Below are 24,617 nucleotides of genomic sequence, written 5' to 3'. Positions count from 1 at the left end.
TTTGAAATTTTTAGCAAATTGCTTATCTAAAATATCCTATTATATTGCTTACCTTTATTGATAATAACAAACAATTAAAAAATGAGAACTGAGTCAGATTTATTAGGAGAATTACAAATTCCTGAAACGGCTTATTATGGTGTGCAGACACAACGTGCTATTAATAATTTTAAAATTTCAAATAATTACTTATCCCATTATCCTGAATTTGTAAAAGCTTTGGGTGTGGTGAAGTTAGGAGCTGCGCAAGCAAATCATGAATTGGGAATTTTATCTAAAGAGTTATTTGAGGCAATTTCTTTTGCGTCCAATGAGTTAATCAAAGGAAAATATACAGAGCAGTTTCCGATTGATATGATACAAGGAGGAGCAGGGACTTCTACAAACATGAATGCAAATGAAGTAATTGCGAATATTGCATTGGAATATTTAGGAAAACAAAAAGGGGATTATCAATTTTGCTCGCCAAATGATCATGTTAATCTTTCGCAATCGACAAATGATGCGTATCCTTCTGCTTTAAAATTGGCACTATTTAATATGAATCAACCTTTGGTTGAAGCGTTGACAAAGTTATACGAAGCATTTGATAAAAAAGCAAAACAATTTGATCATGTGATAAAAATGGGACGTACGCAATTGCAGGATGCTGTTCCAATGACCTTAGGACAAGAATTTGAAGGGTTTTCGAACACTTTGCGAAAAGAGGTGGAGAATTTAAATAGAATTGCTGCTGAATTATTGGTGGTTAACATGGGGGCAACAGCGATTGGAACAGGATTGAATGCAGTTCCGGGTTATGCACAATTGTGTACGGCTAAAATTGCTGAAATTATGAATGAAGAAGTAACGCTTGCGGATAATTTAGTGGAGGCGACTTCAGATACAAGTTCGTTTGTTGATTTTTCATCCGCTTTAAAACGCCTTTGTGTGAAATTATCTAAAATCTGTAATGATTTGCGATTGTTAACTTCCGGTCCAAGAACAGGTTTGTTCGAGATTAATTTACCTCCAAAACAACCGGGTTCTTCAATTATGCCGGGGAAAGTAAATCCGGTTATTCCGGAAGTAGTGAATCAAGTTTGTTTCAAAGTGATTGGGAATGATACGGCAATTACCATGGCTGCAGAGGCTGGTCAGTTGCAATTAAATGTCATGGAACCTGTAATTGGATTTTCGATAATGGAGTCTATTCAATATTTGAAAAATGCGATGGATACTTTACGAATTGAATGTGTAGACGGGATTACTGCAAATGTTGAACACCTAAAAAATGAAGTACAAAATAGTATTGGAATCGTAACTGCTCTTAATCCTTATATTGGATACAAAGCGAGTACGAAAATTGCAAAAGAAGCTTTGGAAACCGGAGCGAGTGTTTATCAATTGGTTTTAGATCATGGCTTGTTGTCGAAAGAACGTCTGGATGAAATCCTTGATCCTAAAAATATGTTGGGACCTCATATTTAAAATGAGAAAAAGGAAAATTAGAATACATAAAAAAGCTGAGATTATCTCAGCTTTTTTTCTTGTTTGTATATAATCGTTCGCGATGATTTTTTATTAATAACCATGTAAATTGATTTCATCAGTTGGAAGTAGATCAACTTTTTTGCCCATTTTTTTCTGAATAACTTTGAAATGATGCAAATCTTCCTCTGTAATCAAACTAATCGCTTTTCCGTTTGCATTCGCACGACCTGTACGACCAATTCTATGAACATAATCTAATGGAGAACGAGGTAATTCGTAATTAATAACAGTTGGTAAACCTTCGATATGAATTCCCCGGCCAATCAAATCGGTTGCGACTAAAACACGAACATCACCCAATTTAAAATCTTCTAAATTATCCATTCTGGCTCCTTGCGATTTTTTACTGTGTACGGCCATTGCAGAGATTTTATTCTTTTTTAGTTTGTCAACCAAATTATCTGCAGTACGCGTAGAAGAAACAAAAACCAAAACTTGTTCTAAATTTTCGGATTTGATTAAATAGCGCAAAAAAGGACCTTTATTTTCCGAATCTACTTTATAAGCAATTTGTTCGATTTGATCCAAATCAATGTCTTGTTTTTTGATTTCAACGACAAGAGGATTGATATTTAAGGTTGATTTTATCTCCTCAATTTTATCATTTAATGTTGCCGAAAAAAGAATCGATTGTTTCTTTTTAGGAATGTTTTTTAAGATTCGGTTCATTTCATCTCCAAATCCCAATTGAAACATTTTATCTGCCTCATCAATCACTAAATAGTGTAATTGATCCAATGACAACGCATTGTGATCCATTAAATCCAATAAACGTCCAGGTGTTGCAATTAGAATTTCGGTTCCGTACAGGTTTTTCATTTGCGGATTAATCGATGTTCCTCCATAAACAGCTTGTGTTTGCACTTCGCGGCGTAAAGCAGTTTGCAGACCTGCGAAAGTTTGTTCAATTTGCACCGCTAATTCACGTGTCGGAACTAAAATTAATGCTTTTATAGCACGAGATTTTTCGTACGATTGATGCTGAATTTTTTGTAATAAAGGCGCAACAAAACACAATGTTTTTCCGGAACCTGTCTTCGCAATTCCCATCACATCTTTTCCTTTCAGAATCGATGGAATTGTTTGGGTTTGAATTTCAAAAGGTTTTAAAAATCCAAGCTCTGTAATTGCTTTTGAGAGATATGGTGATAATCCTAAATTTTCGAATGACATAAATATATTTGAGATGACAAAGGTAAAGATTAAACGATAAAAAATAGTTTATAGTTTTAATATGTTGTATGTTGTTGATTTTTAGTTGTTTTAATAGTTGTGGTATAAAGTTTGATAAATAAACAAAAAATCAATTTTAATCTCAACCTCATGACCAAAAAACTACTGACCTTCGGGTTTCTTGTAGCTTCTTTTTATGGCTACACACAAGTTGGTGTAAATACATCTAATCCTGATCCTAGTGCTATTCTTGAATTAAAACATTCGAATAAAGGTTTACTTATTCCACGTGTAAATTTAACAGGAAGGACGGATCTTACAACTATTCCTTCTCCTGCTAATGGTTTATTAGTCTATAACCTTGCTAATGCTGATAATGGAACTACTACGACAACAGTTGATGATGTTATAGCAAACAATTATTATTTTTTTTCCACTGCATCTAATAATTGGGAATTATTAGTAAATCAAGTAAGACTTGAAGAGGCTATTGATAATTTAGGTGTTCCTAGGTTATTATTGATCGCAAGTTTTCCTTCCAAATCTGTTAATAATAGTAGTGTTGATTATCTGAGTCCTACTCAAGGAACAGCCTCAAACAATATTCGTCAAATGTATTTTAAGGCTAAATTATATGAGAAAGTTGTCAATTCTTATGATGTTTCGACTTCTGTTTTTACAGCTCCATATACTGGATATTATCAAATAGACGCCAATACATTATTGAAGAGCAATCAAGCGCAAGCTACTACAAAACTGACGAGACTTGGGGTGAGTAAACCTTTTATAGGAACATCTCCAAGTGTATACAATAATGGAACTTTTGCAATTCTTAATCAACCTCTGAATCCGGCGCTTACTACTTCGGATCCATTGACACTTAGTATTTCAGGTGTAATGAAAATGACAAAAGGTGAGAAAATTATGATTTTGTCAAGATATATCACGCCTGATACGGCTACGGGAGATAGTTATTCAGCAGATACAGAAACGGCTTTTGGGATTAACAGGAATGATGCTAATACCTTAACAATCACTTATTATCCTGTTAATTAATTTATTATAAATTTACTTTGAATGAAAAAATATTATTTTCTATTCCTGCTAACAATTCTTATCTCTTATCCTTTAAAAGCACAGGTAGGAATAAACACAAAAGACCCTGATAAAAGTGCAATATTAGATGTTGTAGATAATGATAAAGGGATATTAATTCCGCGGGTCTCGTTAAGAGGTGTTACGGATACTTCTACTATATCTAATCCTGCAAGCTCGTTATTGGTTTTTAATCTAACGAATGGGAATAACAACACTCCGACAGACGTTACTGATGATGTAAAAGCAGATAATTTATATTATTTTTATAACAACAGATGGAATGAAATTATTAGTCAAAAAAATTTAGATGATGAGCTAGATAAAATGAATTTGAATAAAGTTGTTGCTCTTGTTAATATGAAACCTTCTGGAAATGACAATTCTTTTGCAAGTTCAGATTTAGGTAATAATATTAGAAAATTTCTATTTGACAATGAAGTATCTGATGGTCAAGATGCTTATAATCCGACTACAGGTGAATTTACTGCTCCATATACAGGGTTTTATGTTTTTCATATTAATTTACTTCTTAAACCGTGGAGATCATCAAACGATAACACAACAAGAATTCTTAAACTTGGATTAGCGAAGCCTTTTATGAATACACTTCCTTCGTCAGGATTATCCGATGAAATATTCTACACTTCTAAAAGCTATATAGATTCGGCTTTAGGATCAAATTTTATTACCAGCCTTAATATCAAATGTATTGTATATATGACGAAAGGGAATAAGACAGTTGCTTTGATAAAAAATATAACACCGGGTTCTACTCAGAATTCGTATCAATATAATATGAATGTTGAGGTAAATAGTTATTACCGAGATTTAGGAAATACGATGTCGATCATATACTTAGGAGTACGATAGTTTAGCTAGTTTTAATTTCAATTTTAAAAAAGTATTGTTATTAAAATAAAACTTATTCTATAAGGATGAAATTAATTGAATATTGTTTTCTTAAAAGATATATTTATTAGAAAAATATTCTGATTAAAACTTTAATAAAACCTTTTTGCTTAATAAAACTATCGTTAACTTTGATTATTATGAAAAAAGATCAGTCTAAGGTAATTCGAGAGCAAGCTTCTCGATCAGCTACTCGCGAACATTCGGTTCCATTATATTTAACATCAAGTTTTATTTTTGATAGTGCAGAACAAGGTCGCGCAATTTTTGCAGAGGAGGAGCAAGGAATGGTTTATTCGCGTTATGCAAATCCAAATACAACAGAGTTTATTAACCGGGTTTGTACTTTAGAAAAAGCAGAAGCCGGTTTGGCTTTTGCTTCTGGGATGGCTGCCGTTTTTGCTTCATTTGCTTCTTATATAAAAAACGGCGATCATATTGTGTCAAGCCGTGCAATTTTTGGCTCTACACATCAATTAATTACACAATTATTCCCTCGTTGGGGAGTCACTTATACATATGTTGAAACGTCTAAAATTGAAGATTGGGAAAATGCAATTCAACCCAATACGAAAATTGTCTTTTTAGAATCTCCTTCAAATCCTGGATTGGAATTGTTCGATTTAGAAGCTTTGGCAAAATTAAAAGAAAAGTATCCAGCTATAATTTTTGCAATTGATAATTGTTTTGCAACACCATATTTACAACAACCTTTGCAGTTTGGGTTTGATTTATCCATTCATTCAGCAACAAAATACATGGATGGACAAGGGCGTGTTTTAGGAGGGGTAGTTGTCGGAAATGAAAAATTAATTAATGAAATGATGTTTTTTATTCGTCATACAGGTCCTGCGATGTCAGCATTTAATGCCTGGACCATTTCTAAAAGTTTAGAAACTTTAGCATTACGGATGGATCGTCATTGTGAAAATGCTTTAGCTTTGGCAGAGGCATTAGACAATCATTCGGAAATTGAAGATGTTAAATATCCTTTTTTACCTTCGCACCCGCAATACGAGTTAGCTAAAAAACAAATGAAAGGAGGTGGTGGTATTGTAACGTTTGAAGTAAAAGGCGGAAAAGAACGCGCTTTCGAATTTATTGATGCTTTGGAAATGATTCTTTATACATCAAATTTAGGCGATTCGAGATCTATTGCAACACATCCTGCGACTACCACTCATGCAAAATTAACCGATGCAGAACGGGCTGATTTAGGTATTATGCCGGGAACAATTCGTTTATCCGTAGGATTAGAAGATAAAGCAGATATTATTGAAGATATTTTACAAGCCTTAGATAAAACAAAATAATAACTAAACCCACTCTAGAAGTGGGTTTAGTCATTTTATATAAATTCAATAAAATGATCAACTTGCAGTTCCGGAGTTGTCCATGAAGTAACAAGTCTGATGGCCGAATGTTCTTCATCTATTTTTTGCCAGATATAAAATTCGAAATGTTGCTGAAGTTGTTCAATTAATTTATTCGGAAGAATTGGAAAAATTTGATTGCTGGAAGGTTCTGTAAGAAACGAGAACCCTTTTTTAGAAATGTTTTCAGCTAGTTTTTCAGCCATTTGATTAGCATGTTTTCCCATTTTGAAAAATAAATCATCTCGAAACATCTCTGAAAACTGAATGCCGATTAACCGTCCTTTGGCTAACATGCCACCTTTTTGTTTGATATGAAAACGAAAATTTTCGGCTAAAACAGGAGTGTTAATCACAATGACTTCTCCTAAAAGTGCCCCATTTTTTGTGCCGCCAATGTAGAAGACATCTGTTAAATTTGCCATATCTTCTAATGTTAAATCACATTTAGAAGAGGTTAACGCTGAGGCTAATCGTGCACCATCGACAAAAAGATACAATTCATTTTCCTGACAGAACTTGTAAAGTGTTTGCAGTTCTTTCTTGGTATAAACACTTCCGATTTCGGTAGAATTAGAAATATAAACCAATTTCGGTTTTACCATATGTTCATCCGTATGACTATTGAGAATTATAGTTATTTGTTCAGGTGTAATTTTTCCGTTGTTTGTTGCAACCGTATTTATTTTGTGTCCTGTAGCTTCAATTGCACCGGTTTCGTGTACAGCAATATGTCCGCTTTCAGCAGCAATTACAGACTCGAAAGGGCGAAGAAGAGATGAAATTACAATTAAATTTGCTTGTGTTCCGCCTGACACAAAATGAATGGAAGCGTCTTTTTTCAAATGTTTTTTAATTAATTCTCTTGCTTCATCACAAAATTCATCTTCACCATAACCAATGGCTTGTTCTAAATTGGTTTCAATTAACCGCTGTAGAATAGAAGGATGCGCTCCTTCACTGTAATCGTTTTTAAAACTATATTTTTTCAAAATTGAAAGCTTATTTTGAGAATAAAAGTAGGAGTTTTCCTAATTCTTTCCTATTTTACTCTCCATTTTTACCAATTATTTAAACTGAAGTTATGAAGGTTTTAGTCGTCGAAGACGAGATTAAATTGCAAGAAACAATTGTTGAGTTTTTAGAACGTGAAAAGATTATTGTTGAGTCTGCAGATAATTATAAGCAGGCGTTGAATAAAATAATTTCATTCGATTATGACTGTATTTTGCTAGACATGATGTTGCCGGATGGAAATGGGATGTCTCTATTAAAAGAGTTGAAAAAACTGAACAAAACAACTTCGGTCATTATTTTGTCAGCCAAAGATTCGGTTGATGATAAAGTGGAAGGTTTATTGGTCGGAGCAGATGATTATTTAGCTAAACCATTTCATTTTGCAGAATTATTAGCCAGAATAAAAGTAGCGTTACGTAAAAATCTTCAAAAAGGAGAAGATGTTTTACGTTATAAAAATATAAAAATATTTCCTGAAGATCGTTTGGTGAAAGTAAATGATGTCGAACTTAAATTGAATCGAAAAGAATATGATTTACTTTATTATTTTATGTTAAGACCTGAACGGGTTTTTCAGAAAACAACTTTAGCTGAAAGTGTTTGGGGAGATCATATCGAGATGGCAGATAATCTTGACTTTATTTATTCTCAAATAAAAAACCTAAGAAAAAAAATGAAAGAAGCCAATTCTGAAGCTGATTTACAGGCGGTTTACGGAATAGGGTATAAGTTGATTTAGAATGAAAATATCATTAAAAAATTATACGTTTCGTTATCTTACGTTTTGGTTGCTTATTGTGATTGCAATATGGGCGTTTATTTTTCACTCCTTGATTTTGGATGAGGTATATGATAATGTGGATGACGGATTAAAAAATCAGAAGATAGAAATTATACGAGAAGTTTATCGGGATCCAGATCTGTTAAATACAACTGAGTTTGGGTTGAGTCAATTTAAAATCTCAAAAGTAGATCCAAGTCAATACAATGAAAGCAATCGTTTTTCGAATGAAATGGTGTATATGGAGTACGATGAAGATATGGAACCTTACAGAGTTTTAAGAACAGGTTTTTATGACAAAGACAATTTTCCATACATGCTCGAAATTAGAACATCAACGGTTGAAGAAGACGATTTGATTTATGATTTATCAATTTCCTTAGTCGCTTTGTATGTATTTATATTGATTAGCATTTTATTGATTAATCATTTTGGATTGAGAAAAGCATTCAAACCTTTTGATCAAATTATTTCACAGCTCAGAAAATATGAGGTAGGAAATAAGGAAAAACCAATTCATGTTATGACAAATGTGAAAGAATTTTCTTTTTTACAGAATGAGATTCAACGAATGATCAATCGGAACGATGAAGTGTTTAATTCTCAAAAATTATTTATAGAAAATGCATCACATGAATTACAAACTCCTTTAACAATTGCAATGAATAAACTCGATTTGTTGATTGAAGAATCTGATTTAGGAGGGAAAGAAATGTTAAGTTTGGTTAACACAAAACAAACGCTTTGGCGAATGGTTAATTTGAATAAGTCATTATTGATGTTGTCAAGAATAGAGAACAATCAATACAAAAGTAATGAAGAAGTTAATTTTACAAGTTTAACGAAAGATTTACTCGAAGATTATGAATCTATTCTTGAGGCGGCAGAAATTAAGGTGACAACTAATTTCAAAGCAGATTTTATGATCGACTTCAATTTAGATTTGGCCAGAATTCTAATTTCAAATTTGATAAGAAATGCAGTCAAACACAATAATGAAGAGAAATTAATTCAAATTGAACTTGACTCAAATCAATTCATGATTTCGAATACAGGAAAGAATTACTCATTAGATACAAACATGATTTATAATCGTTTTTATAAACAAGGAACAAGTGAAGGAAACAATGGTTTGGGACTTTCTATTGTCGAGACGATTATCAAAAATCAGCAAAAACTAAAATTAAATTATCGGTACGAAGCTCCTTTTCATCAATTTATACTCAAAAAATAAATTATTCCCAAATCTTTCCCAATTCACTTCGCAACTTTGTTGTATAAATTATAAAATCAAACAAGATGAAAAAGTTTTTTAGTGTAATCATGTTAAGTTTTGCATTGGTTTCTTTTGCACAGGACAAACCAATAAAATATAATCAAGTTCCAAAAACAGGACAACAATTTATTAACAAACATTTCGGAGCAAAGCAAGTTGGTTCTGTTCTGTTAGACGATGATTTTTTCTCGAAAGAATATAAAGTGTATTTACTAAACGGAACAAAAGTAGAATTTGATGGAGATGGTTCTTGGAAAGAAATTGATGGAAACAGAAATGCAATTCCTACAGGATTTATACCAACTAAAGTTTCCACTTATGTAGAAAAAAGTTTTCCAAATACAAAAATCGTAAAAATTGAACGAGATCGTAATGAAATTGAAGTAAAACTGACGAATGGTTTGGAAGTGAAATTTGATAAAAGCGGAAATTTTAAGAAAATAGAAGACTAACAGAAGATGAAAAAAATAATTTTAGGAACAGGACTATTTTCATTATTTGCATTTACGACAGTTTCCTGCAACAATGATGATGATACAAATACCACGCAAACAGTAGAATTGAATACGCTTCCAACAGAAGGAAAGAATTTTGTTACAACCTATTTTTCAGGAACTGAAATTGCTCGAATAGAGAAACATAGTCCGGCAAAAGTAGACGGTACAATGTATGAAGTTGATTTTGTCAACAGAGATGAAGTCGATTTTGATCAGAATGGAACATGGTTAAAAGTTGAAGCAGAAGGAAACCGTCCTATTCCAACTGGTTTTATACTACCTTCGATTGTCTCTTATGTCAAAATGAATTATCCTTCTTTGGAGATTCATCAAATAGAAAGAAAGTATGATGGGTTTGAACTTGAATTAACAAACGATCTTGATTTGATATTTAATTCAACAGGAGAATTTATCCGTATTCAACCTTAATACCGGTGAAATAAATAAAAAAAATCCAACTAATTTTAGTTGGATTTTTTTTATTTATTTCGACTTTCTAACATGGGAACAAACTTGAAATCACCAAATTCGTAATGTTCAAATTGTTCTTCAGATAATCGTATAATGACAATCATTCGCTGCGATTGTTCACCAACGGGAATCACCATAATTCCGCCAATGTTTAATTGTTTTTTTAATTCTTCCGGAATTTCCGGAGCTCCGGCAGTTACAATAATTTTATCAAAAGGCGCAAAAGAAGGCAAACCTTTGTAACCATCTCCATAGGTTTGGTAACGAGGTTCGAAATTAATTTTTTTCAACATAATTTTAGAAAAATCAAACAAATCTTTTTGACGTTCAATTGTGAAAACTTCTGCTCCCAAAGCAACTAAAACAGCAGTTTGATAACCGGAACCTGTTCCAATTTCCAACACTTTCTCATTCGGTTGAATATCGAGTAATTGTGTTTGAAAGGCAACTGTAAACGGATGAGAAATAGTTTGTCCGGCAGCAATCGGAAAGGCTTCATCACGGTAAGCAAATTCTACAAAAGCGCTGTCCAAAAAAAGATGTCTCGGAACTAAATTTATAGCTTCCAAAACGTTTTTATCTTCAATTCCTTTAGAATGTAATAATTCGACCAACATTTTGCGTCGACCTTTGTGTTTAAAATCGTCTACAGACATATTCCAAAATTTTTACAAAAATGCATTAAATACAACTTATTCTCATTAATTTTAACGGCAAAATCTACCAAATGTTAAAAGTAGGAGTGATCGGTGCCGGGCACCTTGGGAAAATTCATTTAAAGTTATTAAATCAATCGGAAAGATACGAATTAATTGGCTTCTTTGATTCTTTTGAAGAAAATGGAAAGAAAGTGGAAGCTGAATTTGGATATAAATATTTTAATTCGATGGACGAATTAATCGATGCTGTAGATGTTGTAGATATTGTGACACCTACTTTATCGCATTATGATGTAGCCTTGAAAGCAATCGAAAAAAATAAACATTTTTTTATTGAAAAACCGGTTACACATACATTAGAAGAGGCAGATCATTTGTTAAAATTAACAAATGAAAAAGGACTTAAAGTACAAGTGGGACATGTAGAACGTTTCAATCCTGCATTTACTGCTGCCGCTCCTTTTATTGAAGAACCTTTGTTTATAGAGACTCATCGTTTGGCTGAATTTAATCCAAGAGGAACAGATGTTCCTGTTGTTTTAGATTTGATGATTCATGATTTGGATGTGATTTTATCCATCGTAAAATCTGAAATCAAATCAATTCATTCGTCTGGGGTTTCGGTTATTAGCGATACGCCGGATATTGCAAATGCAAGAATTGAATTTGAAAATGGCTGTGTGGTGAATGTTTCAACCAGTCGTATGTCAATGAAAAATATGCGAAAGATGCGTGTTTTTCAACGTAATGCGTATATTTCCATTGATTTCCTGGCGAAAAAGACAGAAATCATTAAAATGCACAAAGCACCTGAAAATCCAAGTGAATTTGCAATGATTTTGGAAAATGACAAAGGAGATCGTAGAGAAATTTGTTTTGAGCATCCGGAAGTTTTACCAAATAATGCAATTTTAGATGAATTAGAAAGTTTTGCTGATGCGATTAACAATAACACACCAATCAAAGTTTCATTACAAGATGGGCGAAATGCTTTAAAAGTTGCTTTGGAAATTATTGCTTATTTTGAGAAAGAGCAACAGGTGATTAAAAATCAGACAATCGAAAAAGGATAAGTGGAAATTTGAAGTTTGTTGAACGCATTTCGAACTTCGAAAAAATAAATCATAAACATACAAAAAGATGAAAAATATTACAGTTATTGGAGCTGGAACGATGGGGAACGGAATTGCTCACGTTTTTGCACAGTCAGGATTTGCAGTAAATTTAGTTGACGTTTCTCAAGAAAGTTTGGAGCGAGGATTAAAAACGATTGCTGGAAATTTGGAGCGCATGATCGCCAAAGAAAAAATTTCTGAAGCGGATAAAGCAGCGACTTTAAATAATATTACAACGTTTACAGATATTGCTGAAGCAGTGAAAAATGCTGATTTAGTTGTAGAAGCAGCGACAGAAAATTTGGATTTGAAATTAAAAATTTTCAAACAAATTGATGAAGCAGCACCTGCAAATGCAATTTTAGCATCAAATACTTCTTCTATTTCGATTACAAAAATAGCATCTGTAACAAGCCGTCCAAAACAGGTTATCGGAATGCATTTCATGAATCCGGTTCCAATGATGAAATTGGTTGAAATTATTCGTGGATACGACACGACAGATGAGGTCACAAAGGCAATTATGGAAATGTCTGAGAAATTAGGGAAAATTCCGGTTGAAGTGAATGATTATCCCGGTTTTATTGCAAACCGTATTTTAATGCCAATGATTAACGAAGCGATTTATTCATTATATGAAGGTGTTGCAGGTGTGAAAGAAATTGATGAAGTGATGAAATTAGGAATGGCTCATCCAATGGGACCATTACAATTAGCAGATTTTATTGGTTTAGATGTTTGTTTATCAATTTTAGAAGTATTGTATGAAGGATTTAAAAATCCTAAATATGCACCATGTCCATTGTTGGTAAATATGGTAACGGCAGGTAAGAAAGGAGTGAAGTCCGGTGAAGGATTCTATGATTATTCAGCGTCTAAAAAAGCTGAAAAATTAGCTGCTCAGTTTACAAAATAAAAAATTATACGATAAAATTTATTAAAAAAGAGAACCATAGGTTCTCTTTTTTAATAATAATCAGATAGCTGCTAAAGCATCTTTATAATCCGGTTCCTGACCAATTTCAGGAACTTGTTCTGTGTAAATAACTTCTCCATTCGGATTGACAACGACTACAGCACGGGATAATAAACCGTTCAATGGTCCATCTACCATTTTAACACCGTAAGCATTTGCAAACTCTTCATTTTTAAAATCAGATAATGTAACGACATTGTCTAATCCTTCAGCTGCACAAAAGCGAGATAAAGCAAAAGGTAAATCTTTTGAAATACATAACACAACTGTATTTGGAGCAGAAGAAACTTCTTGATTGAAAGTCCGTACCGATTGAGCACAAACACCTGTGTCGACACTTGGAAAAATATTTAAAACAACATTTTTACCGGCGTAATCCGCTAACGTTTTTTGACTTAAGTCTGCCGCTGTTAGAGCAAAACTTGGAGCTTTTTCACCAATAACCGGTAGATCTCCACTTGTATGAATAGGGTTTCCTTTGAATGTAATTTCAGCCATAATTTTTTTGTTTTTATGATAGATTTTTAATGATTAAAAGTAATAAAATTATACGGAGAATAAAGTATCTTCGCATCAATAAATTGTTACATTAGAAATAACTCACAAATATTATGCAACTTTCAAAGCGTTTACAAAATTTGAAACCATCTGCAACTATTGCAATGTCTGCAAAAGCAAGAGAATTAAAATCACAGGGAATTGATGTGATCAGTTTAAGTATTGGAGAACCGGATTTCAATACGCCGGATTTTATTAAAGAAGCAGCTAAAAAAGCTATTGATGAAAATTATTCTGGATATCCTCCTATTGCCGGGTATGCAGATTTAAAAGAAACGATTTGTAAGAAGTTTAAACGTGATAATAATATTGAATATTCTCCGAATCAAATTGTTGTTTCTACAGGAGCAAAACAATCGATTTATAATGTGCTTCAGGCAATTGTAGATGAAGGAACAGAAGTTATTATTCCTACGCCTTACTGGGTTTCTTATTCAGATATCGTAGAATTGTCGGGTGGAACACCTGTTTTTGTAGAGGGAGCATTAGAAGCTGATTTCAAAATTACACCGGCGCAGTTAGAAGCAGCGATCACAGATAAAACGCGTGCAATCATCTATTCTTCACCTTGTAACCCTTCAGGGTCGGTTTATACAAAAGAAGAATTAAAAGGTCTGGCAGAAGTTCTGGCAAAATATCCAAATGTGATTATCATTTCGGACGAAATTTATGAGCACATTGTTTATGGAGAAAAAAATGTTTCGATTGCCTCTTTTCCGGAAGTCTACAACCAGACTGTAACGGTAAATGGATTAGCAAAGGCCTTTGCAATGACAGGATGGAGAATAGGTTTTATTGGAGCACCGGTTTGGTTAGCTAAAGCTTGCGAAACATTACAAGGACAGGTTACATCGGGTGCAAATTCTATTGCTCAACGTGCCGCGATTACGGCGTTAGAAGCAGATCCAAGTTCTGTACAGTATATGGTTGATGCATTTGCAGAGCGTCGTCAATTGATGTTGGGTTGGGCAAAAGAAATTCCAGCCTTTAAAGTAAACGAACCAAAAGGAGCGTTTTATTTATTTCCGGATGTAACGGCAACTTTCGGAAATACATACAAAGGTGTTACAATTCATAATGCGGATGATTTAGCATTGTACTTGTTAGAATATGCGCAAGTAGCTGTTGTTTCAGGCTCTGCATTTGGCTCTAATAATTGTATTCGTATGTCATATGCCGCTTCTGTAGATGAATTGAGAGAAGCGATGACACGTATTAAAGAGGCATTGGCTTAGTAAAAAAATAGAATAATTATCAAAATCCTCAAGCGCTGTTTTGAGGATTTTTTTATGGAAAAGATTTTATTTTTAAAAAACAGTTAGAACAACACTCAATATTTCAATTAATTAGCCTGTTTAAGCGACTTTTTATAAAAAATATTTCAAAAAATATTTGTTTTAATCGAAAATAACCTCTTATATTTGCACCACTAAAAACAAGGCGAGGTAGCTCAGATGGTTAGAGCGCAGGATTCATAACCCTGAGGTCGGCAGTTCGATTCTGCTCTTCGCTACATCTTCAAAAGACAAATTCACGATTGAATTTGTCTTTTTTATTATCAATAAATATTATCAGACTTCTGATGTTAATCATCGATTAATCTATTCAAATTCATTAAATTTGCATTTAATTTAGTAACGTTCTAAATAAAATTTTAAAAATGATTCAAACAGATATAGTTATTATCGGAGCTGGGCCTACGGGACTTTTTGCAGTTTTCGAAGCAGGTTTATTAAAAATGAGATGCCATATTATAGATGCATTGCCTCAACCGGGAGGACAGTTAACAGAGTTGTATCCTAAAAAACCTATTTTTGATATACCTGGTTATCCTTCTGTTGGAGCCGGAGAATTGATTGATAATTTGATGGAACAAATCAAACAATTTGAACCAGGTTTTACATTGAATGAGCAAGCAACAACAATTGATAAACAAGAAGACGGAACATTTATCGTAACGACGAACAAAGGAACACAGGTTCAGGGAAAAGCTGTTGCGATAGCAGGAGGTCTTGGTTCTTTTGAGCCGCGTAAACCAATCATTGAAAATATAGAGGCTTATGAAGATAACGGAGTTGAGTATTTTGTGAAAAATCCTGAATTGTTCCGCGATAAAAAAATTGTAATTGCCGGAGGAGGAGATTCTGCCTTGGATTGGTCGATCTTCTTAGCTGATGTTGCAGCTGATGTTACATTGGTACACAGAAGAAATGAGTTCCGTGGAGCTTTAGATTCAGTTGACAAAGTAATTGAATTGAAAAAATTAGCTAAGATTAATTTAATTACTCCTGCAGAGATTACCGGAATTAAAGGTGATGGAAAAGTAGAAGGATTGGTGATTGAAAAAGAAGGTGAAACTTTTGAGATTGAAACAGATTATTTTATTCCATTATTTGGTCTTTCTCCAAAATTAGGTCCAATTGCGAATTGGGGATTGGAGATTGAGAAAAATGCTATCAAAGTAAACAATGCATTAGATTATCAAACAAACATTGAAGGAATTTATGCGATAGGAGATGTGAACACTTATCCTGGAAAACTGAAATTGATTTTATGTGGTTTTCATGAAGCAACTTTGATGTGTCAATCTGTTTACAATAGAATGAACCCCGGAAAAAAATTCGTGTTGAAATACACAACAGTTTCCGGTGTTGATGGTTTCGACGGAACGCGTAAAGAAGCTGAAAAAGCAGTTGTAAAAGCAATTGATTAACATCAATATTGAAAAAAATATCTTGAAACCTTTTACGTTTTACGTAAGAGGTTTTTTTTATTCGCAATCACATTCTTCTTTACTTCGTCGTTTGGCTTCATTATCCCAGAAAGGATATAATTTCAAACCGAAATAGAAGTTAGCAGAAGTCAATTTTTTCTGTTTAAAGAAAAGTGGAAGAGCATTATCACTGCCTAAAATCAAAGGACCTATTCTTATATATCCCCCAAAAGTAACTTTTTCGTAATCGTATAAAGAAAGAGAGGGGCCGATTCCAAAACCATCTTTTTGTATCGTGTAGGAAGTTTGCAGAACATTTGTTCTTTTCAAGCTGTTTTCAAAAACAGGAATTCGTTGTATCCAATTGAAATTTAAATATTGATTTTCAACAATTTTTTGACTCATATTGAGATGTAAGCTTGTGGGTAAACCAATTGTGAATTTATTGCTCTGATGGGAAGTCAAAGAATCTCCATAAACTTCATTGCTCAAAAGCTTCAGATACTGACCGATACTTTCGAAATCCTGCTGATCAAAATCCGGATTATTTCTAATCTGTACTTTTTGAAGGGGATTATAAAAATGATGATTTTCACCTCTGAAATTTACAAAACCAATGTCTAATAAATTCGCCGAAAATTTAAAATCGTAAAGCTCATCATTTGTTCTTCTTTTTACGAAAGCCATCCCTAAATCTATTCCAATCCCGTTTCCTCTGTTACGCAAAACGTATTTATCACGATCAAAATCATAATTAGTCGAATAACCTGCTTCAATATCAAAACCCGATGCATAAATATCCGCGTCTGGATTAGATACTGTGCTTGTTAAAGTTGGAATCGCTTCTAATTTTATTGTTTTTTTATTGTTGATATATGCACCATCTAATCCTATAAGATATTTAAGATTCGCACCGACAATAAATTCTTCTGTAGGTGTCGTATAAAGATTTGTTGAAAGGTTTAAACCTAATTCTACCCAATTCATAGCGTTTGTCTTCGCAGGATTGAAAGTATAATTGCTAGGTTCTATCTCATTTTTGTTGCTAAAGCGGAAATAATTATCTAAATCCTGAACAGAACCTTGAGTTCTTAAGCGAGTAAAAACTCCAACTCTATACGTGCGGTTATTAATTTTCTTTTTAAATGATACAGCAGGTCCTAATAAATCATTTTCTACATGATACGAAACAAAGTGTTTTGTATTAAAATCTAAAATATTAGAATGAGTTTTTCCGCTGATGCCTGTTTTTGGATTGGCTGTTTTTGTTTTACCCTTTAATAATCCTAAAACATTTTGATCTGAGATATACGCATAATCGTTGGTGAATAAAGCATCCTCCGAAATAATATTTACATCCCATTTGTTGGGATTGAAATAGGGTGTTGCAGGGGAGAAAATACTTCCATTAATTCCGATGTATTGATCATTACTAAAGGATAATATATTTTGTCCAAAGCTTAAGGCAGAACAGAATAAGGGAATATATAAGTATTTTTTCAAACGAAATTAATTTCTCTAAATTTAGTAAAAACCTGTAGGAATAATTTAAACTTTTCAAAAAAATATAAAATAGGTTTCAAGCTGAAACCTATTTTAAAACGGATTAATTTCCGTCAATCAAACGACCTAATCCACCAAGAATAGATCCCTCTCCTTGGGATGAACCTCCTGTAGAAGGAGCATGTGCAATAATACGATCAGCTAAACGGCTAAATGGCAAAGATTGTACAAATACTATTCCCGGACCTCGTAATGTCGCAAAGAAAACTCCTTCGCCCCCGAAAAAAGTATTTTTAATTCCACCAATAAATTCAATGTCATAATGAACAGATTGTTCAAAACCAACAATACAACCGGTATCAACTTTTAATACTTCACCAGTTTGTAATACACGTCGGTGTAAAGTTCCGCCCGCATGAATAAAAGCCATTCCATCACCTTCTAACTTTTGCATGATGAAACCTTCGCCCCCGAAAAGTCCGGTTCCTAGTTTTCGGTTGAATTCTATTCCAACAGAAACTCCTTTTGCAGCACATAAAAATGCATCTTTTTGACAAATAAATTTTCCGTTCACTTCAGGTAAATTAATCGGAACTATTTTTCCCGGATATGGAGCAGCAAATGCTGCTTTCTTTTTCCCTTGCCCGTAGTTGGTATAGGATGTCATAAATAGTCCTTCTCCAGTTAATACACGCTTCCCTGCATTTAGTAATTTTCCGAAAAGACCTCCACTTTGTTGAGAACCATCTCCAAAAATAGTTTCCATTTTTACGCCTTCATCCATCATCATAAAACTGCCAGCTTCAGCAATTACAGTTTCTTGTGGATCCAATTCGATTTCGACAAACTGCATTTCTTCGCCGTAAATCTTATAATCTATTTCATGTGCATCCATGTCATATATTTTTATTCAATTGGTCGTTATTTTTTTTAATTCGTAACAAGGCTTATTTAAAATAAGTATTAAATACTAACCAATGAGGCATATTCTTTTTTTGAAGATAAACAATCCGTATTTTTGTGTATCTTGAAAAAGTGTTATGGCAGATATAAAAATTACAATTATAGATAGAGAAGGTGTCTCACATGAAGTTGATGCACCAACAGATATGAATATGAATATTATGGAGTTGGTACGTGCTTACGAATTAGCGCCAGAAGGTACAATTGGTGTCTGTGGAGGAATGGCAATGTGTGCATCTTGTCAATGTTATGTGTTAACGCCGGAAATCCAATTACCGGAAATGACGCCGGATGAGGATGCGATGTTGGCAGAAGCGTTCAATGTAAAAGATAATTCGAGATTGGGGTGTCAGCTGCATCTTTCGGACGAAATGGATGGTCTCGTAGTTGAATTAGCGCCTGAATATTAGATATTTAGTTTTACGTAGTGCGTAATATGTTCTACGTTATTATTTTTATAATTATCGTTTAATGCAAACGTAAAACGTAATACTTAAAACTTATTAAATGAATCAATTAGATAAAAGACTTTTCTTGTTAGATGCTTATGCCTTGATTTTTAGAGGATATTATGCATTTATCAAAAACCCAAGAATCAACTCAAAAGGATTTAACACATCAGCAATTATGGGATTTGCAAATTCATTGTTTGATGTGATTCGCCGTGAACAACCAACTCATTTAGCTGTGGTATTTGATGTTGGAGAAGCAACGGTTCGTACAGTTGATTATGCTGAATATAAAGCGAATCGGGATGAAACACCCGAAGCAATTCGCCAAGGTGTTCCGTATATCCAAGAAATTTTGAGAGCCTTAAAAATTCCGGTTCTTTTTGCAGAAGGTTACGAAGCTGATGATGTGATCGGAACGTTGGCCCAGAAAGCAGAAAAAGAAGGTTTTACCACTTATATGGTGACTCCTGATAAGGATTTTGCCCAGTTGGTTACCGATAAAATTAAAATTTATCGACCTGCGGCAAATGGAAAAGGAGTTGAAATCTGGGGAATAGATGAGGTCAAAGAGAAATTTGACATTGACAGCCCAAGTCAAGTGATAGATTATCTTGGGATGATGGGAGATGCTGTGGATAATATTCCGGGTTTGCCAGGAGTTGGAGCTAAAACTGCAAGTAAATATTTAAAAGAGTTTGGCTCGTTGGAAGGACTTTTAGCCAATACAGATAAGCTAAAAGGAAAAGCCAAAGAAAAGATTGAAGAAAATAAAGAACTTGGAATTTTATCAAAAAGATTAGCCACAATTTTAACGGACGCTCCTGTTGAATTTGATGAAGAAGACTTAACAGTTTGCCCTCCTGATATTGATAAAGTTACGGAACTGTTTACGGAGTTAGAATTCCGTAGAATGCTGGAAACCGTTTATAGAATTTATGGTTTAGATGCTTCAGGTATTATCAAAGAAGCGCAGGAAGAAATTTCTATCGCAAGCCAGGTAAGTTCTAATCAATCAGTACAACAAAGTTTATTCGATTTTACTTCAGAAGAAGAGAGTGTGCCTCAAAATTCTGTTTTTACCAATATTTCAACGACAAGTCATTTGTATCAATTGATTGATACAAAAAAAGGACGCGAAATATTACTGAGAAATATACTGAAACAAAAGGAAGTTACGTTCGATACAGAAACAACTTCTCTTGATGCGTTGGAAGCAGAATTGGTCGGGATTTCATTTTCTTGGGAAAAAGGAAAAGGTTATTATGTTCCTTTTTCTGCTGATTTTGAAGAAACAAAGCAAATGATCAATGAATTTCAACCATTTTTTGAAGATGAGTCAATTTCAAAAATTGGACAAAATCTAAAATATGATATCAAAGTATTGGATAAATATAACATTGTTGTAAAAGGTCAAAATTTTGATACCATGATTGCGCATTATTTGATTAATCCGGATATGCGCCACAATATGGATGTATTAGCTGAAACATATTTGAGCTACCAACCTGTTTCGATTGAAAGTCTGATTGGAAAAAAAGGAAAGAATCAAAAGAATTTCAGAGATGTCCCATTAATGGAGCAAACAGAATATGGTGTGGAAGATTCTGATATTACAAATCAGTTGAAAAATCTTTTCGAACCGGAATTACAAAAAGCAAATACATATAAATTATTTACCGATTTAGAAATGCCATTGATGCAGGTTTTAGCAGACATGGAATTGGAAGGGGTTAATTTGGATGTTCCGTTTCTGAAAGAACTTTCTGTAAGACATGAAGTAAAATTAAGGGAATTAGAAACGAAAATTCAGCAAGATGCCGGAGAGGAATTTAATTTGAATTCACCAAAACAATTGGGTGATATTTTATTTGATAAATTAAAATTAGATCCGAAAGCAAAAAAGACAAAAACAGGTCAATATGCGACAGGAGAAGAAGTTTTATCAAAATTGAAGGATAAACATCCTATTATCAATGATATCTTAGCGTATCGCCAATTACAGAAATTAAAGTCAACTTATATCGATGCATTACCGGAGTTGGTGAACCCAAAAACCGGGCGTGTCCATACGACTTATGCCCAAACAGTTGCCGCAACCGGACGTTTGTCATCTGTTAATCCCAATTTGCAAAATATCCCGATTCGTTCCGAAGAAGGGCAGCAAATCCGTAAAGCTTTTGTTGCGAGGGATGAAAACCATGTGTTGATTTCTGCCGATTATTCTCAAATCGAATTACGTTTGATTGCACAGATGTCTCAGGATCCGATAATGGTTGAAGCTTTTAAACATGGCGAAGATATTCATGCTTCTACAGCATCTAAGGTTTTTAATGTTGCTTTAGATGAAGTGACACGTGAACAACGTAGTCAGGCTAAAACGGTGAACTTCGGTATCATTTATGGTGTTTCATCATTCGGATTGGCAGAGCAAGCCAATATTTCGAGAAAAGAAGCTAAAGCATTGATTGATGCATATTACGAAACTTATCCGACGTTAAAAGCATATATTGAAAAGCAAGTAGAACTTGCACGTGAACAAGGTTTTGTAGAAACGTTGATGGGACGACGCCGTTATTTAAAAGATATTAATTCGAGAAATGCCGTTGTTCGCTCGCATGCAGAACGTAATGCTGTTAATGCACCGATACAAGGAACTGCGGCGGATATTGTAAAAATGGCAATGATCCAGATTCAGAAAGAATTGAAGAAAAATTATAAAACCAAAATGATTTTGCAGGTGCATGATGAATTAATTTTTGATGCACCGAAAGATGAGGTAGAAAAAGTAGCTGAATTAATCAAAACAACAATGGAAGCGTCTATGCAGATGGATGTTCCGTTGATTGCAGAAGTTGGGGTTGGCGCGAATTGGTTAGAAGCGCATTAAAATACAGTAACAATAGGTATAAAATTATAAAAACGCCACTTTTTTAAGTGGCGTTTCTAATTGGCAAAATTTCGGAGAAATATATACTTTAATTCTCAAATATTGAATATTCGTAGAAGTTTTTTAAATAAAAATTATACATTTAGTTCACAAACCTTTATGATGAAAATACAACTTCTTACAACCATTTTATTTTTTAGCCTGATTGTTCATGCGCAGGACACTATCTATTTTGATAAAGACTGGCAACCGACAACTAAAGGTAATCATAGTTTTTATCGCCCGTTACCACTCAAAAAATTAGGAAGCCTTTTTTTATTGAGAGATTATTACAAAAACGGACAGTTGCAAATGCAAGGTTATTTGTCAGATGCAAACAATGAAAATTCCTATGTCGGTGATTTGTTTTGGTACGAAGAGAACGGATTAGATTCGAGTGAATCTCATTATTATAACAGGACTTCTACAAAAGAATTGATTTATTATGCTGCTGATGGTTCCATTTGGAAGAAAATTTCTTACGATAAGAACGGAGAGATAAAAAAGATTGAAGTTTTCTGGAAAAATCAACCGCTTTTTCTGGGAAATGTTGTGAATACTATGAAATTTAGTGGTGTTTTTGCAAAAAAAGTTCCGGATGATTTTTATAATCAAAATCCAATTGATCAGGACAATGAGCCTGAAAAAATCGCAACGACTTATAGTCCGGTTCCTCCTCCAATGAATCCCAATAAAGCGGATAAAAAGAAATATGAACTGAAAGAACAATATCGTATTGTAATGTATTGGGAAAACGGTAAAAAAGCAGAAGAAACAATTTTTGGTTTGGATAGTTATGGTTATTCAAAAAAAATAAAAAAAACGGTTTGGGATAAGAATGGAAAGTTATTATTTACAATAGATTTTGAAAAGGATATTCAACCAAGGAGATATTCAGTGTTCAACTATTTTACAAAGAATGATTTTGTGTTAGGTGTAAAGGAAGAAGAAATCTACGAAAGTGGGAATTTAGTAGAGAAAAAAGTGAATTCGGTGAAAGATGAATTAATTTTAATCGAAAAATATCAGGACGGGGTTCTGTTGGAAAAGAGATACCCAATAGAAAATAAAGTAAGTCTTTATAGAAACGGAGAGCCTTTTGATGGGTATTTTGAAGAGACTATTGGAAATAATCTTCAAATTTATCAATTGAAAAACGGGATTAAAATTGATAAAGAAATAGTGAAAGACCCGAAGACGGGGCAACTTATTTATGAGGGAATCTATCAAAATGGAAAACCTTGGAGTGGGCAGTTTTTTTCTACTATAGCTGAAAACTATGAATTGTCAAATTTCAAAAATGGAACACGAGAAGGAATTCAAAAGATTTTTGAGAATTACAATGATGACTTGAAAGAGGTGTTTGAGATGAAAGACGGATTGAGGGAGGGTTTTCGTAAACAATATAACAATGGAGATTTAATGACTCAAAGTTTTTATAAAAATGATAAGATTTATGAGGGTGAAATAGAAGATTCTGAGCATAAAGAAATTTATAAGAAAGGAGCTCTGGTGCAAAAGATTTTCTTTCAGGACAGTTATAGCAAACGCCCGATATTGATTAAACAATATAAAGACAATCAGATTTCAACGGTAGACTATTACAATTTTACGATAAAAGATAATTTTGAAGATGTTTATACCGGAAAGTTTAAAAATCAACAACCTTATGAAGGCTATTTTCTAAATGACACGATTATGAGAGAATTTCCGGTTGTAAATTTCTATGAAAAAGGTCAGATGAAATACCAGTATTCATTTGATTTTTTAGAACAAATGGACAGTTATGAACATTATTTATACAATGTTAAAACAGATTTTGTCAATGGAAAAATTAACAACGGAATGTCATATAAAATGATAGGAGACAGGGTGTTGTTAAGAGAGAATTATTCTTCCGGTAAAGTTGAGAATTTTGATCTTAATCTTTTTGCAATGCACTATTTCAATAGAATTTCATTCAAATCGGAGAAAGATGAAATCATTGTGTCGGAAATGCAATCGCCTTATCGTATAAAATCGAAGCAAAATAAGAAAGGATTGTATGATTTCCGTTTATACAAAGAAAATGAACTTATTTTTGAAGGAGCAAAACCAATGGAAATGAAAGAGGGTACTCCGGGAACGATGACATTATACTATATACGAGAGAATCAATTGCAGAAATACTCTTTCAAACCGAATCGTATCGATCATAATATTGATGCCGATTTGATGCTGAAATTAATTTATTTGTTTCCTATTAAAGCGAATAATTCAACTGAAGCAATTTCATTCTTATTACATAAAATGGATCAATTTATTGCAAATCAAATTGAAGGTTCTGAGGATGTGATGTTAGAATTTCCGTTCAAAGAGGAAGATATTTTAACATTTGTTTATTATGATGAAAATGGAAAGTTGTCAGAAGGGATAAAATTAACAGAATCAGCTGATAAATCAATCGAAGCAGACGTTTATGAGAAAGGAAAAAAAATAAAAACGAAGCAACTAAACTCCATGAAACAATTGATTGAGAATGATCGAGAAGTACTTCGGAGTTTGATGAATGATGTAAAATTTTAACTGAAAAGAGTTTCCAAAATAAAAAGCGTTACCTGAAAAGTAACGCTTTTTATTTTGAC

The 24,617-nt window shown here is 33.3% G+C and carries 21 protein-coding genes and 1 tRNA gene; 16 read left to right on the top strand and 6 right to left on the bottom strand.

All coding sequences use genetic code 11. The features are described 5' to 3' along the window. Nucleotides 1–81: 81 nt before the first annotated feature. A complete protein-coding gene (aspA, locus tag H277_RS0108430; RefSeq protein ID WP_019975150.1) occupies nucleotides 82–1,470 on the top strand; it encodes an aspartate ammonia-lyase in 1,389 nt (462 codons plus the stop codon). A 93-nt stretch (nucleotides 1,471–1,563) separates the two neighbouring features. Here the strand turns inward: aspA and H277_RS0108425 are convergent, their stop codons facing one another. Then, nucleotides 1,564–2,706 carry a DEAD/DEAH box helicase gene (locus H277_RS0108425; protein WP_019975149.1) on the bottom strand — a complete coding sequence of 381 codons (1,143 nt, stop codon included), beginning with the start codon at nucleotides 2,704–2,706 and terminating at the stop codon, nucleotides 1,564–1,566. A gap of 150 nt (nucleotides 2,707–2,856) precedes the next feature. Here H277_RS0108425 and H277_RS0108420 point away from each other — a divergent pair, with 150 nt between their 5' ends. The 3 genes from H277_RS0108420 to H277_RS0108410 all read left to right on the top strand — a co-directional run bounded on the left by H277_RS0108420 (nucleotide 2,857) and on the right by H277_RS0108410 (nucleotide 6,026). Next, entirely contained in the window at nucleotides 2,857–3,762 is a 906-nt protein-coding gene (locus H277_RS0108420; RefSeq protein WP_019975148.1) for a hypothetical protein, read from the top strand. Nucleotides 3,763–3,783: 21 nt separating this feature from the next. Continuing rightward, nucleotides 3,784–4,674 (top strand): C1q-like domain-containing protein, encoded by an 891-nt coding sequence (locus tag H277_RS0108415; RefSeq protein ID WP_019975147.1) that lies wholly within the window; start codon nucleotides 3,784–3,786, stop codon nucleotides 4,672–4,674. Between the two features lie 179 nt (nucleotides 4,675–4,853). Continuing rightward, entirely contained in the window at nucleotides 4,854–6,026 is a 1,173-nt protein-coding gene (locus H277_RS0108410; protein ID WP_019975146.1) for a trans-sulfuration enzyme family protein, read from the top strand. A gap of 35 nt (nucleotides 6,027–6,061) precedes the next feature. On the opposite strand, the gene H277_RS0108405 is transcribed toward H277_RS0108410, so the two are convergent. After that, nucleotides 6,062–7,078 carry a threonine aldolase family protein gene (locus H277_RS0108405; RefSeq protein ID WP_019975145.1) on the bottom strand — a complete coding sequence of 339 codons (1,017 nt, stop codon included), beginning with the start codon at nucleotides 7,076–7,078 and terminating at the stop codon, nucleotides 6,062–6,064. Between the two features lie 92 nt (nucleotides 7,079–7,170). On the opposite strand from H277_RS0108405, the gene H277_RS0108400 reads away from it, so the two are divergent. From H277_RS0108400 to H277_RS18830, 4 genes are all read left to right on the top strand, one after another. After that, nucleotides 7,171–7,842: a response regulator transcription factor gene (locus H277_RS0108400; protein WP_019975144.1), complete on the top strand. Its 672-nt coding sequence runs from the start codon at nucleotides 7,171–7,173 to the stop codon at nucleotides 7,840–7,842. Nucleotide 7,843: 1 nt separating this feature from the next. Continuing rightward, nucleotides 7,844–9,118, top strand: a complete 1,275-nt coding sequence (porY, locus tag H277_RS0108395; protein WP_019975143.1) for a sensor histidine kinase — start codon at nucleotides 7,844–7,846, stop codon at nucleotides 9,116–9,118. Between the two features lie 65 nt (nucleotides 9,119–9,183). After that, the gene (locus tag H277_RS0108390) at nucleotides 9,184–9,612 is read left to right on the top strand and encodes a PepSY-like domain-containing protein (RefSeq protein WP_019975142.1); all 429 of its coding nucleotides are present in this window, start codon (nucleotides 9,184–9,186) and stop codon (nucleotides 9,610–9,612) included. 6 nt (nucleotides 9,613–9,618) lie between these two features. Next, nucleotides 9,619–10,086 (top strand): PepSY-like domain-containing protein, encoded by a 468-nt coding sequence (locus H277_RS18830; RefSeq protein ID WP_019975141.1) that lies wholly within the window; start codon nucleotides 9,619–9,621, stop codon nucleotides 10,084–10,086. Nucleotides 10,087–10,136: 50 nt separating this feature from the next. On the opposite strand, the gene H277_RS0108380 is transcribed toward H277_RS18830, so the two are convergent. Next, nucleotides 10,137–10,784: a protein-L-isoaspartate(D-aspartate) O-methyltransferase gene (locus tag H277_RS0108380; RefSeq protein ID WP_019975140.1), complete on the bottom strand. Its 648-nt coding sequence runs from the start codon at nucleotides 10,782–10,784 to the stop codon at nucleotides 10,137–10,139. Between the two features lie 71 nt (nucleotides 10,785–10,855). Here H277_RS0108380 and H277_RS0108375 point away from each other — a divergent pair, with 71 nt between their 5' ends. Beyond that, nucleotides 10,856–11,860 carry a Gfo/Idh/MocA family protein gene (locus tag H277_RS0108375; RefSeq protein ID WP_019975139.1) on the top strand — a complete coding sequence of 335 codons (1,005 nt, stop codon included), beginning with the start codon at nucleotides 10,856–10,858 and terminating at the stop codon, nucleotides 11,858–11,860. 67 nt (nucleotides 11,861–11,927) lie between these two features. Then, nucleotides 11,928–12,818: a 3-hydroxybutyryl-CoA dehydrogenase gene (locus H277_RS0108370; RefSeq protein ID WP_019975138.1), complete on the top strand. Its 891-nt coding sequence runs from the start codon at nucleotides 11,928–11,930 to the stop codon at nucleotides 12,816–12,818. Between the two features lie 60 nt (nucleotides 12,819–12,878). Here the strand turns inward: H277_RS0108370 and tpx are convergent, their stop codons facing one another. Beyond that, a complete protein-coding gene (gene tpx, locus H277_RS0108365) occupies nucleotides 12,879–13,376 on the bottom strand; it encodes a thiol peroxidase (RefSeq protein ID WP_019975137.1) in 498 nt (165 codons plus the stop codon). Between the two features lie 113 nt (nucleotides 13,377–13,489). Between tpx and H277_RS0108360 the strand changes: the two genes are divergently transcribed. From H277_RS0108360 to H277_RS0108350, 3 genes are all read left to right on the top strand, one after another. Beyond that, entirely contained in the window at nucleotides 13,490–14,671 is a 1,182-nt protein-coding gene (locus H277_RS0108360) for a pyridoxal phosphate-dependent aminotransferase (protein ID WP_019975136.1), read from the top strand. A gap of 204 nt (nucleotides 14,672–14,875) precedes the next feature. Next, nucleotides 14,876–14,949, top strand: a tRNA-Met gene (locus tag H277_RS0108355). Nucleotides 14,950–15,096: 147 nt separating this feature from the next. After that, nucleotides 15,097–16,149, top strand: coding sequence for an NAD(P)/FAD-dependent oxidoreductase (locus H277_RS0108350; protein WP_019975135.1), 1,053 nt, complete (start codon nucleotides 15,097–15,099; stop codon nucleotides 16,147–16,149). Between the two features lie 57 nt (nucleotides 16,150–16,206). On the opposite strand, the gene H277_RS0108345 is transcribed toward H277_RS0108350, so the two are convergent. Beyond that, the gene (locus H277_RS0108345) at nucleotides 16,207–17,652 is read right to left on the bottom strand and encodes a DUF5723 family protein (protein WP_019975134.1); all 1,446 of its coding nucleotides are present in this window, start codon (nucleotides 17,650–17,652) and stop codon (nucleotides 16,207–16,209) included. Between the two features lie 103 nt (nucleotides 17,653–17,755). Beyond that, the gene (locus H277_RS0108340) at nucleotides 17,756–18,547 is read right to left on the bottom strand and encodes a TIGR00266 family protein (RefSeq protein ID WP_019975133.1); all 792 of its coding nucleotides are present in this window, start codon (nucleotides 18,545–18,547) and stop codon (nucleotides 17,756–17,758) included. A gap of 145 nt (nucleotides 18,548–18,692) precedes the next feature. Here H277_RS0108340 and H277_RS0108335 point away from each other — a divergent pair, with 145 nt between their 5' ends. From H277_RS0108335 to H277_RS0108325, 3 genes are all read left to right on the top strand, one after another. Continuing rightward, on the top strand, nucleotides 18,693–19,025 hold the full coding sequence (locus H277_RS0108335; RefSeq protein ID WP_019975132.1) for a 2Fe-2S iron-sulfur cluster-binding family protein: 333 nt from the start codon (nucleotides 18,693–18,695) through the stop codon (nucleotides 19,023–19,025). Between the two features lie 97 nt (nucleotides 19,026–19,122). Then, on the top strand, nucleotides 19,123–21,954 hold the full coding sequence (gene polA, locus H277_RS0108330; RefSeq protein ID WP_019975131.1) for a DNA polymerase I: 2,832 nt from the start codon (nucleotides 19,123–19,125) through the stop codon (nucleotides 21,952–21,954). Between the two features lie 162 nt (nucleotides 21,955–22,116). Further along, complete coding sequence (locus H277_RS0108325; protein ID WP_146810382.1) at nucleotides 22,117–24,558, top strand: toxin-antitoxin system YwqK family antitoxin; 2,442 nt, start codon at nucleotides 22,117–22,119, stop codon at nucleotides 24,556–24,558. The last annotated feature ends 59 nt before the right edge of the window (nucleotides 24,559–24,617 follow it).

The organism is Empedobacter brevis NBRC 14943 = ATCC 43319, from assembly GCF_000382425.1.
Taxonomy (GTDB): Bacteria; Bacteroidota; Bacteroidia; order Flavobacteriales; family Weeksellaceae; genus Empedobacter; species Empedobacter brevis.
Note: the sequence above shows the minus strand (reverse complement) of the source record. Positions and strands in the feature narration are given on the sequence as shown.